This is a genomic window from Kocuria sp. UCD-OTCP (genome assembly GCF_000349605.1).
Lineage (GTDB): Bacteria > Actinomycetota > Actinomycetes > Actinomycetales > Micrococcaceae > Kocuria > Kocuria rosea.
In genome coordinates, this window is sequence record NZ_KB714684.1 from 195208 (window position 1) to 209010 (window position 13803).

Consider the following 13803-nt stretch of genomic DNA (forward strand, 5'->3'; position numbering starts at 1 on the left):
CGTGGGTGCAGAAAAACGAGTTCGAAAAACCGGAATATCCGCCGCGCGCGCCCCGTTGTGCCAGTGGTCCCTGCGGTCGGCGTGCCCGGCCGCTCCCTGTACGGAAGGTCTGCAGAACAGTGAGCCCCGACTTCGGTCCCGTGATCAACGCCCTCAACCTCGTCCCCTCGACCGGCGAGCCGAAGGCCGGCGCGGACGACGAGACCGTCCACGAGGTGATCATCGTGGGATCCGGCCCCGCCGGGTACACCGCGGCCGTCTACGCGGCGCGCGCCAACCTCCACCCCATCGTCTTCGCCGGGTCCGTGACCGCGGGCGGTGAGCTGATGAACACGACCGAGGTGGAGAACTACCCCGGGTTCATCGACGGGATCCAGGGCCCGGAGCTGATGTCCAACATGCAGCAGCAGGCGGAGCGCTTCGGCGCCGACATCCGCTACGAGGACGTCGTCGCCCTCGAGCTCGAGGGCGAGGTGAAGACCGTGACCCTCGAGGACGGCTCCGTGCACCGCGCCCACGCCGTGATCCTCGCGACCGGCTCCGCGTACCGGGAGCTCGGCCTGCCGGACGAGAAGCGGCTCTCCGGCCACGGGGTGAGCTGGTGCGCCACCTGCGACGGCTTCTTCTTCAAGGAGCAGCACATCGCGGTGGTCGGCGGCGGCGACTCCGCCCTCGAGGAGGCCACGTTCCTCTCCCGCTTCGCCTCCAAGGTCACGATCATCCACCGGCGGGACAGCTTCCGCGCCTCCGAGATCATGCAGCAGCGCGCCTTCGACGACCCCAAGATCGAGGTCCTGTGGAACGCCGAGGTCGTGGGCATCAACGGCGAGGACAAGGTCCGCTCCGTCACCGTCCGTGACACGGAGTCCCACCAGACCTCGGAGCTGCCCGTGACGGGGCTGTTCGTCGCCATCGGCTCCGATCCCCGCACCGCCCTGGTCAAGGACCAGCTCGAGCTCACCGTGGACGGCACCATCGCCGTGGACGGCCGCAGCTCCACCACGAGCCTCGCCGGGGTCTTCGCGGCGGGCGACGTCGTGGACGCCACCTACCGCCAGGCCATCACGGCGGCGGGCTCCGGATGCGTCGCCGCCGTCGACACCGAGCACTACCTCGCCGCCCTGCACGACCGCTCGGTCCTGCACAGCTGAGCCGTCCCGGTCCGGGCGCCGCCGGCGCCCGGACCGGGATGGGCCATAATCGAACCAGATCCGCCTTCCGCACCACGTCACCCAGAGCGGTCCGGGCACGCCGACCGCGCGCCCGGCACCCGGACAAGGAGAAACATGAGCGCCGCCAAGAACGTCACCGACGCCGACTTCCGCACCGAGGTCCTCGAATCGGACAAGCCCGTCATTGTGGACTTCTGGGCCGAGTGGTGCGGCCCCTGCCGCATGGTCGGCCCGGTCCTCGACGCGATCGCCGCCGAGCACGCCGACGCCGTCGAGGTCGTGAAGCTGAACGTGGACGAGAACCCCGCCGTGGCGTCGCAGTACGGCATCACGTCCATCCCGGCCATCTACCTCTTCTCCGGCGGCGAGGTGGTCAAGAAGGCCATCGGTGCGAAGCCGAAGAGCGCCCTCGAGAAGGAGTTCGCCGACTACCTCGTTCCCGGGAACTGAGCGGACCCCCGACATCCGCGACACCCCGGGCTCGTCCGCCCCTCCCCCGTCGGGGAGGGGCGGNCGGCGGCGAGGTGGTCAAGAAGGCCATCGGTGCGAAGCCGAAGAGCGCCCTCGAGAAGGAGTTCGCCGACTACCTCGTTCCCGGGAACTGAGCGGACCCCCGACATCCGCGACACCCCGGGCTCGTCCGCCCCTCCCCCGTCGGGGAGGGGCGGACGAGCCGCTGTCCTGGCGCCACGCCGACCCCTCCGACCCGTGGGACACCCGTGAACAACGACGACACCGAACCGATGCTGCGCCGGACCATGACGAGCCGCCGGGTGGTCAGCCTGCGGGAGCGGCTGCTCCGGGCGGGCGTCACCGTGGCCTACCTCGCCCCGCAGGACGTCAACAACCCCTCCTACTTCGACGACCACGTCGACGCCGCCGTGCGCGCCTTCCAGCAGGAGCGCGGGCTCATCGTGGACGGTCTGGTGGGCCCGGAGACGGACCGGTGCCTCAACGAGGCGCAGTACGCCCTCGGTGACCGCCCGCTCTACGCCGACGACGACCACCCGCTCCGGGGCGACGACGTCAGCATGCTGCAGCACAACCTCTCCCGGTTGGGTTTCTACTACGGACACCTGAACGGGGTGTTCGGCAGCAGCACGCACCACGCGGTCATGGAGCTCCAGCAGAGTCTGGGTCTCGGGGCCACCGGAGTGGTGGACCGCGAGACCATCGCCGCGCTCGCCCGGATCAACAAGAACATCACGTCCTCCAAGGCCTTCTCGCTGCGCGAGTACCACCGCCTGGAGCGGGCCACCTCGGCCCTGCGCGGCCGCTCCGTGGTGCTGGTCCCGTCCGGGGCAGCGGGCCAGCAGCCGCCGGCCTCGGCGGCGCCGGACTTCCGCGACCGCGCCGACGAGGTGACCCGGGACGTCACCGTCCGCGCCTTCGAGCTGCTGCACGAGATCGGTGCCGACCCCTCGGTGGTCTCGCCCGGGCGCGAGCTCCACGACCGCCGCGGCGTGCCCGTGCGGACCGCAGACTCCACCCGGGAGGCCGTCGCCGGGAGCCGGACGGACTCCGTGGTGGTCACCCTGCACTGCGACTGGAACGCCTCCCCCGCCGCCGGCGGTGTCGCCTCCTACTACTGGGGCGAGCAGGACCGCTCCGAGATTTACTCCCCCATCGGCGAACGGGCCGCGGTGCTCGTGCTCAAGGAGATGGTCGCCCGGACCGGGGCGCTCGACCTCGGCACCCACGCCCGGCAGTGGGACCTGTTGCGCTCCCAGGACGCGCCGACCATCTGGCTCGACCTCGGCTACCTGTCCAGCCCTGCCGACCGGGCCGCCCTCGCCGATCCCGAGCACCGGAACCACCTGGCCGAGGCCGTCGTCTTCGGTCTGCAGCGCATGTTCCTGCTCGCGGAGGACGACGTGCCCACGGGCACCATGAGCGTCGACGACGTCGCCGAGTACAACGGACGCTGAACCGCCCCGCCGGGCGGACCCGGCGCACGGAAGAGCCCCGGTGTTTCACGTGAAACACCGGGGCTCTTCCGTGCGATCGGTGGTCTAGGTGCGGTCCATCCCGGGGTCCAGCACCTCGATGATGCGGTTCAGGTCCTCCACCGAGGCGAACTCGATGGTCATCTTGCCCTTGCGGGCGCCCAGGGCGATCCGCACGCTCGTGTCCAGGCGGTCGGAGAACGCCTCCGCGATGTAGTCGAGCCGCTCCTTGTTGCGCCCGGCCGGGGCGGCCGCCCGCTGCGGCTTGCGCTCCCCCGTCTCCGTCAGCTGCACGGCCTCCTCCGTGGCCCGGACCGAGAGCCCCTCCGCCACGATCCGCTGCGCGAGTCGTTCCATCTGCGCGGGGTCGGCCAGGGACAGCAGGGCGCGGGCGTGCCCCGAGGACAGGACGCCGGCGGCCACACGGCGCTGGACGAGCGGCGGCAGGCGGAGCAGACGGATCGTGTTGCTGATCTGGGGGCGGGAGCGACCGATGCGCCGGGACAGCTCCTCCTGCGTGGCGCCGAACTCCTCCAGCAGCTGCTGGTAGGCCGCGGCCTCCTCGAGCGGGTTCAGCTGGCTGCGGTGCAGGTTCTCGAGCAGGGCGTCCCGGAGCAGGTCGTCGTCCGCCGTCTCGCGGACGATCGCCGGGATGGTCGGCAGCCCGGCGCGCTGGGTGGCGCGCCACCTCCGCTCGCCCATGACCAGTTCGTACGACTGCTCCCCGTCCTCGCGGGTGGGTCGCACCACGATGGGCTGCAGCACACCGAGCTCGCCGATCGAGTACGCGAGCTCTGCGAGCTCCTCCTCGTCGAACACCTGACGGGGCTGCTTGCGGTTGGGGTGGATGGCCGCGACCGGGATCTCGGCGAACGTGGCGCCGGGCACCGCCGCCAGCTCCTCGACCGCCGCGTCCGTTTCACGTGAAACATCACCCGCGGACGTACCGGAAGCGGGACGGTCCGTCACGGCGGTCGCCTCGGTCGCCTCTCCTGCGCCGGAATCATCTGTCGCCTCCGGCGCATCGCCCGCGGCGGCGGGGCCGGCCGGGGAGACATCGAGTCGCTGCTGCTCCGGCTCCGCCGCGGTTCGGCTGCGCCCCCCGGACGGGGCCTCGACGTCCTCCGCGGACGGGCGAGCCTCCTTCGGACGCGATGTTTCACGTGAAACGCCGGCCCGGTTCCCCGGACCGGGTTCCGTCGTCGTCGACGACGTCTCCCCGGATTCAGCCGCCGGCGCGGCGTCAGGGGTACCGGCCGAAGGCAGGAAGAACATGTCGGAGGGCCGGCTGACAAGTGTGGTGTTGCGCAGGGCCTCGCCCATGTCCATCCGCGCTTTCATGGCCTTCTGCCGCGCCGCAGGGCTGACAGTCCTGCTCCGCCCCCCGGCAGCCGACCGCTTCGCCGGCTCGGCGGACTCGGGCTGCTCGGGGACGTCATCTGCGTCTGCGGTCCCGCCAGCGGGACGCGCGGCGGCCTTCGACGTGGTCCGGGTCCTGGTGGCTGGCTCTCCGCCGGCTGAGGGCCGCTGCGTCGAAGTACCAGTTGCTGCGTCCGGCTGGTCGATCGAATTCTCAGCACGTGCGGGTGCGGCTTCGGCGGACGTCGTTTCACGTGAAACATCCGTGCGGGCCGCGTCCTTCCGGGACGTGTCCTCCGCGCTCGTCGACGGCACCGGAGGCGGGCCGACGTCGGCGCCCTGTTCCTCCTTCACCGGGGCCTCGGCAGCGGGTGCACTCGGAATGAGCGCCCCCAGTCCTCGGCCCAGTCCACGTCGTCGTTCGCTCACGATGTTCCTCTCCCTCGCCCGGCAATCCGGACAATTCTAGCCGAGCCACGCGTTCCGACGTGCCGTTTCACGTGGAACGGTGGGTCCCTTGCGCCCGGCGCGGGACGGGAACAGCAGGACGCCCGCCTCCAAGTGGAGACGGGCGTCGGGCGGGGGAGTGGCCGGGGAATGGCCCGGGGCCGCTCCGTCAGCGCTGGGCGCGCTGGGCGATCTCGGCCGCCGCCTCCAGGTAGGACAGCGCCCCCGTGGAACTGGGGTCGTAGCTGATGACGCTCTGCTGGTAGCTCGGCGCCTCCGAGATGCGCACCGAGCGGGGGATCATGGTCTCCAGGACCTCGGCGGGGAAGTGGTTGCGCACCTCTTCGGCCACCTGCGACGCGAGGTTGGTGCGACCGTCGTACATGGTGAGCAGGATCGTCGACACCGACAGCTCGGGGTTCAGGTGCTTCTGGATCATCTCGATGTTCTTGAGCAGCTGGCTGAGCCCCTCGAGCGCGTAGTACTCGCACTGGATGGGGATCAGCACCTCGGTGGCCGCGACGAACGCGTTGAGGGTCAGCAGCCCGAGACTCGGCGGGCAGTCGATGAAGACGTAGTCGAGCCGCTCCAGACCGTCGGCCTCGCGCTGCTTCGCGTACGCCTCGAGCGCCCGGCGGAGCCGGTGCTCCCGCGCTACCATGGACACGAGCTCGATCTCCGCGCCGGCCAGATCGATGGTGGCCGGGACGACCCACAGGTTGTCCGCCTCGGCGGACGGCTTCACCGCGTCGGCGATGGGCATCTCGTCGATGAGCACGTCGTAGGTGCTGTCGACCTCCGAGTGGTGCTCCACGCCGAGGGCCGTCGACGCGTTGCCCTGGGGATCGTTGTCGATGACGAGGACGTTCTGCCCCTGTCGGGCGAGGGCCACCGCGATGTTCACCGACGTGCTCGTCTTGCCCACGCCGCCCTTCTGGTTGCTGATCGTGAAGATCCGCGTTGCGGCGGGCTTCTCCAGCTGGACCTTCTTCAGCCTGGCGCGTCGCCTGGTCTCCTCCACGAGCTTCCTCCCCAGCGGCGTGTCCTCCGCCATCGTTGTGGTCATCTTGGGCAGCTGTCCGTCCGTTTCACGTGAAACACGAGTACCCCGATCAGGAACAACCTTGATCGATTGATCAAGCGGATCGGGGGGAAACTCGGCGTCGAAGCCTCGCGGACTTCCCGCGCCGTCGTCGATCGGCATCTGACTGCGCACCTTCCCGGTTCGTCTGGAACTCGTTCCGTCGGAGCACGCCTCCCGCGGGGGAGGGGTGCCTGGGACCGCGCCGCAGGTCAGGTTGCCGTCGACCCGTGGCCGAGCTCGGCGCACCGCCCGTGGCACACTCCTCCCAGCCTACCGCCGACACCGCGCGGAGCAGGCGGCGGTGCTCAGAGCCGGACCCGCACCACCGTGGTGGGCTCCTCGAGCAGGTCCGCCCCGGCCGGGACGATCTCGGTGGACCGGGCGCCGAGCCGGTTCAGCTTCTTCTGCGCCTTGCGCACCTCGTCCGCCGCGGAACGGCCCTTGAGGGCGAGCAGCTCTCCGGTGCCGCGCAGCAGCGGCAGGGTGATGTCCACGAGGCCCACCAGGGCCGAGACCGCGCGGGCGGTGACCACGTCCACCTCTCCGACCTCGTCCCGGGCCTGCTCCGCCCGGGCCCGAAGCACACGCACGTTCGTGAGCCCGAGGTCGGCCACGACCTCGTCCAGCCACTGCACGCGCCGCTCCAGCGGCTCGATGAGCGTGATCTGCAGGTCGGGCCGGGCCAGGGCGAGGCACAGCCCGGGCAGACCTGCGCCCGATCCGACGTCGGCCACGCGGGCGCCGGTCGCGATGAGCTCCTCGACCACGGCGCAGTTGAGCACGTGCCGGCTCCACAGCCGGGGCACCTCCCGCGGGCCGATGAGCCCCCGGACGATGCCGGATGACGCCAGGTGCGCCACGTAGCGCTCCGCCAGCGGCAGCCGCTCGCCGAACAGCCGCTCGGCGGCGCGCCGCTCCTGCTCGTCCGGGACCGGCGGGTCCTGCGGAGCGGGGGAGGGGCGCGGCTCCTCGGCCATCAGCCCTGCGGAACGGACACGACGATGTGCCGTGCCGCCCCTTCGCCCTCGGACTCGCTGACGAGACCCTGCTCGGCGACCACGTCGTGCACGATCTTGCGCTCGTAGGCGGACAGGGGGTCGAGGTGCACGCGCTCCCCGGTCTCCTGTGCCTCTCGCACGGCCGCCAGGGCCAGGTCCTGGAGCTGACCGGCCCGGCGGAGCCGGTAGCCGCCGATGTCGAGCACCAGGCGGGAGCGCCGGTCGGTGGCGGCCAGCACGGAGAGGCGCAGGAGCTCCTGGAGGGCCTCCAGGACCTCGCCGTCCTCGCCGACCAGCGCCGACAGGCCTTCGACGTCGTCCCCGTCGGCGACGACCGACAGGTAGGTGCGACCGTCGCGGACCTCGATGTCGATGTCGCCGTCGAGGTCCGCCGTGTCCAGCAGCTCCTCGAGGTAGTCGGCCGCGATCTCGCCCTCCTCCTCGAGCGGATCGACGGCGGCGGTCTCTGCGGCGGCGGTCTCTGCGGCCGGGGTCTCCGCGGCGGGGGCTCCCGCCCCGGCGCCGCGGTCGGCGTCGGCGCGCGGCGCGGGGGGCTGCACGTCGTCGGCGTCCTGGGTGGTCTGCCGGATGTCGGTCATGTCGTCTCCTGGGGCCGTGGAAGCACGGGGCCGGGCGCGCCGGCCCCGTGCGGGGAGGGGGTCGAGCCGGGTCGGCCGGCCGCGGTCATCGCGCCTGTTTCCGCTTCGCCTGCTGCCTCTGGCGCTTCTTGCCGACCGGCTGCTGACGCTGCCCAGCGGCGGCGCGGGCACGCTGCTCCTCGATGTCGGCCTCGTGCTCCTCCACGGTCTTGCCGAGCGGGGGGAGCCCCTTGGCGGCGCGGCGCTCGTTGAGCTCCTGCTCGGCCTGCGAGCCCGGGGTCGGGTTGTTGCGGATGACCCACCACTGCTGGCCCATGGACCAGACGTTGGAGACGGTCCAGTAGATGAGGACGCCGATGGGGAAGTTGATGCCGCCGATCGCGAAGACCAGGGGGAACAGGTACAGCATCATCTGCTGCTGGCGGTACATGGGGGAGGCCTTCGCGGCCTCGCTCATGTTCTTGGCCGTCAGCTGCTTCTGGGTGAAGAACTGCGAGGCGGACATCGCGACGATCATCACGATCGCCAGGAGGATCGTGGCCACGTGGTTGCCGTCGCCGGGGTTGAGCAGCGTGGAGAACAGCGGGGCGCCGAAGAACGTGGCCTCGTTGAAGGACTGCACGGTGGCCGCGTTCAGGACGTGCACGCCCTCGCCGGCGGCCGCGGACCCGGGCACGCCGTTGAGGACCTGGAACAGCCCGAAGAAGATGGGCATCTGCACCAGGATGGGCAGGCAGGCGGAGAACGGGTTGGAGCCGTGGCTCTTGTACAGCTCCATCTGCTCCTGGGCCATGGCCTGCCGGGACAGCTGGTCCTTCTTGCCCTTGTACTTGGCCTGGAGCTTGGCCATCTCCGGCTGCAGCTCCTGCATGCCGCGCATGGACTTGATCTGCTTGAGGAACAGCGGGATGGTCAGCGTGCGCATGACCAGGGTCAGGCCCACGATGCACAGCACCCAGGTGATGCCCGCGGCGGGGTCCATCCCGAGGGCCGTCAGCATCTCGTGGAACACCCACAGCACGGCGGAGACGACCCACCTGAAGGGGAAGAGGATCATTTCGAACAGGTTCATGGGGAAGGCTCTCCTTGGGCCGCGGGACCGGTGGCCCCGGCGGGGTGGTGCTGGTGGCGCTCAGCAAGGGTGGGATGGTTCAGCAGGACGATCCGGGGAAGGGACGCGAAGTCGGGGAAGACCCGGCCCCCGTCCGGGACCCTGTCGATCCCACCCGCCGCCCAGGGGTGGCAGCGGAGGAGCCTGCGGACGCTGAGGCCCAGGCCGCGCACGACGCCGTGCACCGTGACGGACTCGAGGGCGTAGGCCGAGCAGGAGGGGAAGTACCGGCAGACGTCCCCGTACAGGGGGGAGACGATGGTCCGGTAGAGCTTGAGACCCGCGATGAGCGCGTTCTGGGGCAGGAACCACAGGACCTGCCACGCGGACGCCGGGCGGACGAACTCGTGGGGAGCCGCCGCGAGGAGGTCCTCGGGCGCGTGAGCGTGCTCGCTCATGACTCCGGCTCCTCCCGTGCGGGTCGTCGGTCTGCTGCGGTGGTCGTCGTCCCGGCGGTCCCGGGAGCCCCGGCCCGCGCGGACGCCGTCCGCCACGCCTTCGCGTAGTCGGCGGCCAGCTCCGCCCAGTCCGCGCGGGAGGCGGGCGGCAGCGCGCGCACCACGACGTCGTAACCGTACGGGGCCTGCCTGACCGTGGTCTGGGCGAGCTCCCGGAGGCGTCGCTTCACCTTGTTGCGGCGCACGGCGTTGCCCACGGCCTTCGAGACGACGAAGCCGAACCGGGCCGGGTGCTCCTCGCCGGTCGGACGCACATAGACGACGACGTTCCGGCGCCCGTTTCGGGCGCCGGAACGCGTGGTGGCCGAGAACTGGGCCGAGGTCCGGATCCGGTGCTGTTCAGGCAGCACGGTCCCGCTCCTGCACGGTCGGCGGCTCGGGCGGCTCCGGCACGACGACGAGCGCCCGTCGCGGGGCGGTCGTCGGAAGCGCCGGCGCCGACACGGACCGGCTCAGGCGGAGAGCTCGGTGCGGCCCTTGCTGCGGCGGGCGGCGAGGATGGCGCGGCCGGCGCGGGTGCGCATCCGGGCACGGAAGCCGTGCTTCTTGGCGCGACGGCGGTTATTCGGCTGAAAAGTCCGCTTGCTCACTGGTTACTCCAAAGGCGTCAGGGTGTGCGCCCGTCCTCGGGCTCACCGCACCGGGTTCGGCGCGGAGGAGAGGGACGGTCACAGCGGTGCTGGTGGATGCGTCCGAGCATGCGGATGGGCATGACAGTGGACACAAAAGACTACTTCACCCTAGACAACGGGCAGGGGGCGGTCAAATCAGCGACGGGTGGCCGCGGGCCCCGGTGCCGCCGGCGCAGGAGCGGGGCGGCCGGGGCGGAACCGGGTCGAACGGTGGTCGAGTGCTGGACCGGGCACCGGGAGACCCGGCGCCGCTGTGCAGTTCACATCCTACCCACAGCTGTGCACGGATCTTCATCACATCCTGTGGAAAACCGGCCCGGCCGGAGCCGCGGAACCACGCGGATCGGGCGTCGAACTACACGTCTGTAGTTCCTGGAGCCCCCGGAAAACGGCTATGAACAGGTTCGGCGCATGTTCTAGGCTGGCACTCGCGGCTGGCCCCCGACAGCTTTTCCACCGTTGTGAACAACGCTGTGGACAAGATCCCCGGCGAGGGGCCGGGACGACCCGTCCACCGCCTCGTCATCCCGACGACAGCTCGATGACATCTCGACGACAGCAGGAGTACGCGTGGGCACGCAGGACAATCAGGCGCTCAGCGCGCAATGGGCCGAATGCGTGCAGTACATGTACGAGGACCCCATGACCACGGGGCGCTACCGGGGGTTCATCTCCCTGGCCCAGCCCCAGGGCCTCATCGGCACCACGCTGCTCGTCGCGGTCCCGAACGAGCTCACCCGCGAGTTCTTCCAGAACCAGATGGCGTCCGTGCTCCGGTCCTCCGTGGGCCGGGCCTTCAGCCCCGAGACGCTCGTGGCGTTCGTGGTGGACGCCGACCTCGAGACCGCTCCCGCACCGGAGGCGGGCGCCTCGACGCCCACCGCGGCCCTGCCCCCGATCAGCGAGCTCGAGGCGGAGCGCAACCGCACCGACCTGCCCGCACGGGTCGACCACGCCGACACCGCCGACGCGGTGGAGGTCGACCGGCGGACGGCCGGCCTCGACCGGCAGCCCGCCGGGCTCATGGCGCCGCCCCCGGAGCCGGCACACCGCTCCGAGATGGGCGGGGCCGACCGGACCCTGCCGCCGCCGCGGGACCCGCAGGCCGCCCCGCCCCGCCGCCCCGTCCAGGACACCGGCACCGCTCCCGCCGTGGTGGGGGAGTGGGACAGCTCCGCGCGGCTGAACCCCAAGTACGTCTTCGACTCCTTCGTGATCGGCCAGTCCAACCGGTTCGCCCACGCCGCGGCCTTCGCGGTGGCCGAGACCCCGGCCAAGGCCTACAACCCCCTGTTCATCTACGGGGAGTCCGGGCTGGGCAAGACGCACCTGCTGCACGCGATCGGCCACTACGCCAAGCGTCTCTACCCCCAGGTGCGGGTGCGCTACGTGAACTCGGAGGAGTTCACCAACGACTTCATCAACTCGATCCGCGACGACGAGGGCTCCTCCTTCAAGGAGATCTACCGCAACGTGGACATGCTGCTGATCGACGACATCCAGTTCCTGGCGGGCAAGGAGCACACGCAGGAGGAGTTCTTCCACACCTTCAACGCGCTGCACAACCACGAGAAGCAGATCGTGATCACCTCCGACATGCCGCCCAAGCAGCTCACCGGCTTCGCCGAGCGGATGCGGTCCCGCTTCGAGTGGGGCCTGATCACCGACGTGCAGCCGCCGGAGCTGGAGACGCGCATCGCGATCCTGCGCAAGAAGGCCACGAGCGAGGGCATGGACGCCCCCGACGACGTCCTGGAGTACATCGCCTCCCACATCTCCACCAACATCCGCGAGCTCGAGGGCGCCCTGATCCGGGTCACCGCGTTCGCCTCCCTGAACAAGCAGTCGGTGGACCTGCCCCTGGCCGAGCTGGTGCTCAAGGACCTCATCACCGACGACGGCGCGCAGGAGATCACCGCGGCTTCGATCCTGGCCCAGACCGCGGTGTACTTCGACATCAGCCTCGAGGAGCTCAAGAGCAAGTCCCGCACGCGCACCCTGGTCACCGCCCGGCAGATCGCGATGTACCTGCTGCGCGAGCTCACCGACATGTCCCTGCCGAAGATCGGCCAGGAGCTCGGCGGCCGCGACCACACCACGGTGATGCACGCCGACCGCAAGATCCGCACGCTGATGGCCGAGCGCCGGCAGATCTTCAACCAGGTCACGGAGCTCACCAACCGGATCAAGCAGCAGCAGCGCGAGGGCTGAACCCGGCCCCACCCCTCCTCGAAGGCCCCGGCGGAGCACCGCCGGGGCCTTTTCGTGTAGTTCGTCCACAGGCTCCGCCCGCGGGATCCCGGGCCCGGGGGCACCCTCCTGCACAGGATGTCGGCGCTTGTGGAGCGCCTGTGCACAGGACAGAACCCACACCTGTGGATAAAATTGTGGAATTCTCCGTCCGACCGGTGGAGAACCTCGGTACAACTCGGTGGAGGGCTGTGGAACCCGCGGAACCACGCGGATCTCGTCCACCGGCAGCACGCGTTCCGGTGGACCCCGAACCACAGGAACTCAACAGGCCGCCACCGCCCGGGTGCTGGCCGAGGGGCAGTTATCCACAGATTCCACAGCGGTTATTAACACTCCCATCCTTAAAGAGACATCTGGCCAAACAACAAGAATCCTGGAACGCCGACCCCGTCCGGGACCTCCCGGGCCCGGGATCACCCGGACGCCGCCACGGAGCGGCCGAATGGCCGTCCTGTGAAACGGACCGATACGATGCAGAGGGCGAAGACCCTGTTCGCACCGCTGCACCCCGCGGCGCGGCCCGCACCGGACCCTGTCCGGGACCGTGGCTCCGCCGTCCTTGCTCAGACTGAAAGGCAGCAACCTCTCGTGAAGTTCTCCGTCGAACGCGATGTTCTCGCCGAGGCCGTCACCTGGACCGCTCGGTCCCTCTCTCCTCGGCCCCCGGTCCCCGTGCTGTCCGGTCTGCTCATCCGTGCGGAGGGCGGTCAGCTGTCCATCGCGAGCTTCGACTACGAGATCTCCGCGCGGCTGTCGATCAGCGCCGACGTCCAGGAGGAGGGCACCACCCTCGTCTCCGGCCGTCTGCTCGCGGACATCTGCCGCTCCCTGCCCTCCGCCCCGGTCGAGGTGCACGCCGACGAGGGGAAGGTCACCCTGACCTGCCGCTCCTCGCGCTTCAACCTCGCGGCCATGCCGGTCGGCGACTACCCGGAGCTGCCGGCGCTGCCGGACGTCTCCGGCGTGGTGGCCGGCGACGAGTTCGCCCACGCCGTGGCGCAGGTGAACATCGCCGCGAGCAAGGACGACACCCTGCCTATCCTCACCGGCGTCCGCGTGGAGATCGAGGGCGAGAAGATGACGCTGCTCGCCACGGACCGCTACCGGCTCGCGATGCGCGAGCTCACCTGGCGGCCCAGCACCCCAGACATCTCCACGGCCGCGCTGATCAAGGCGCGCACCCTCAACGACATCGCCAAGACCCTCGGCCCGGCCGGTGACATCAACATCGCCCTGTCCGACTCCGCGGAGCTCGTCGGCTTCGAGTCCGGCGGCCGCCGCACCACGAGCCTGCTCATCGACGGCGAGTACCCCAAGATCCGGTCGCTGTTCCCGGAGCACACGCCGATCACCGCGGCGGTGCGGACCACCGAGCTCGTCGAGGCCGTCCGGCGCGTCTCGCTCGTGGCCGAGCGCAACACCCCCGTGCGCCTGGCCTTCACCCAGGGGCAGGTGGCCCTGGACGCCGGGACCGGCGAGGACGCCCAGGCCTCCGAGGTCCTCGACGCGCACCTCACCGGTGACGACATCACGGTGGCCTTCAACCCGACGTACCTCTCGGAGGGCCTGCACGCCTTCGCCTCCGACTACGTCCGGTTCTCCTTCACCGCCCCGCCCAAGCCGGCCGTGCTCTCCGCCCAGGCCGAGCCCGAGGGCGAGGACAAGGACGACTACAAGTACCTGCTGATGCCGGTGCGGCTCCCCAGCCAGTGACCGGCCGGCCCGGAACCGGAAGCTGCTGATC

13 protein-coding genes are annotated in these 13803 nt (G+C 70.6%); 5 read left to right on the forward strand and 8 right to left on the reverse strand.

The features are described from left to right. Positions 1–119: 119 nt before the first annotated feature. From trxB to H488_RS35660, 3 genes are all read left to right on the forward strand, one after another. Positions 120–1151 carry a thioredoxin-disulfide reductase gene (trxB, locus tag H488_RS35650; RefSeq protein ID WP_017835062.1) on the forward strand — a complete coding sequence of 344 codons (1032 nt, stop codon included), beginning with the start codon at positions 120–122 and terminating at the stop codon, positions 1149–1151. A 135-nt stretch (positions 1152–1286) separates the two neighbouring features. Continuing rightward, complete coding sequence (gene trxA / locus H488_RS35655; RefSeq protein WP_017835063.1) at positions 1287–1622, forward strand: thioredoxin; 336 nt, start codon at positions 1287–1289, stop codon at positions 1620–1622. 269 nt (positions 1623–1891) lie between these two features. Continuing rightward, the gene (locus H488_RS35660; protein ID WP_017835064.1) at positions 1892–3100 is read left to right on the forward strand and encodes a peptidoglycan-binding protein; all 1209 of its coding nucleotides are present in this window, start codon (positions 1892–1894) and stop codon (positions 3098–3100) included. Between the two features lie 84 nt (positions 3101–3184). Here H488_RS35660 and H488_RS35665 read toward each other — a convergent pair whose 3' ends face one another. The 8 genes from H488_RS35665 to rpmH form a co-directional block, all read right to left on the reverse strand. Beyond that, complete coding sequence (locus tag H488_RS35665) at positions 3185–4459, reverse strand: ParB/RepB/Spo0J family partition protein (RefSeq protein ID WP_441295108.1); 1275 nt, start codon at positions 4457–4459, stop codon at positions 3185–3187. A gap of 634 nt (positions 4460–5093) precedes the next feature. After that, complete coding sequence (locus H488_RS35670; RefSeq protein WP_109268899.1) at positions 5094–5990, reverse strand: ParA family protein; 897 nt, start codon at positions 5988–5990, stop codon at positions 5094–5096. 323 nt (positions 5991–6313) lie between these two features. After that, complete coding sequence (gene rsmG / locus H488_RS35675; RefSeq protein ID WP_017835067.1) at positions 6314–6985, reverse strand: 16S rRNA (guanine(527)-N(7))-methyltransferase RsmG; 672 nt, start codon at positions 6983–6985, stop codon at positions 6314–6316. After that, positions 6985–7605, reverse strand: coding sequence for a Jag family protein (locus tag H488_RS35680; protein ID WP_017835068.1), 621 nt, complete (start codon positions 7603–7605; stop codon positions 6985–6987). Before H488_RS35680 ends, rsmG begins: the two co-directional genes overlap by 1 nt. An 85-nt stretch (positions 7606–7690) precedes the next feature. Next, complete coding sequence (gene yidC / locus H488_RS35685) at positions 7691–8677, reverse strand: membrane protein insertase YidC (protein WP_017835069.1); 987 nt, start codon at positions 8675–8677, stop codon at positions 7691–7693. Further along, positions 8674–9114, reverse strand: coding sequence for a membrane protein insertion efficiency factor YidD (gene yidD / locus H488_RS35690; protein WP_017835070.1), 441 nt, complete (start codon positions 9112–9114; stop codon positions 8674–8676). Before yidD ends, yidC begins: the two co-directional genes overlap by 4 nt. Then, the gene (rnpA, locus tag H488_RS35695) at positions 9111–9524 is read right to left on the reverse strand and encodes a ribonuclease P protein component (RefSeq protein ID WP_017835071.1); all 414 of its coding nucleotides are present in this window, start codon (positions 9522–9524) and stop codon (positions 9111–9113) included. The genes yidD and rnpA overlap by 4 nt, the downstream gene beginning before the upstream one ends. A 102-nt stretch (positions 9525–9626) precedes the next feature. After that, entirely contained in the window at positions 9627–9764 is a 138-nt protein-coding gene (gene rpmH / locus H488_RS36865) for a 50S ribosomal protein L34 (protein WP_019181680.1), read from the reverse strand. Between the two features lie 669 nt (positions 9765–10433). Between rpmH and dnaA the strand changes: the two genes are divergently transcribed. Further along, entirely contained in the window at positions 10434–12017 is a 1584-nt protein-coding gene (gene dnaA, locus H488_RS35700) for a chromosomal replication initiator protein DnaA (RefSeq protein WP_051063853.1), read from the forward strand. A 630-nt stretch (positions 12018–12647) separates the two neighbouring features. Next, complete coding sequence (dnaN, locus tag H488_RS35705) at positions 12648–13772, forward strand: DNA polymerase III subunit beta (protein WP_031283870.1); 1125 nt, start codon at positions 12648–12650, stop codon at positions 13770–13772. The last annotated feature ends 31 nt before the right edge of the window (positions 13773–13803 follow it).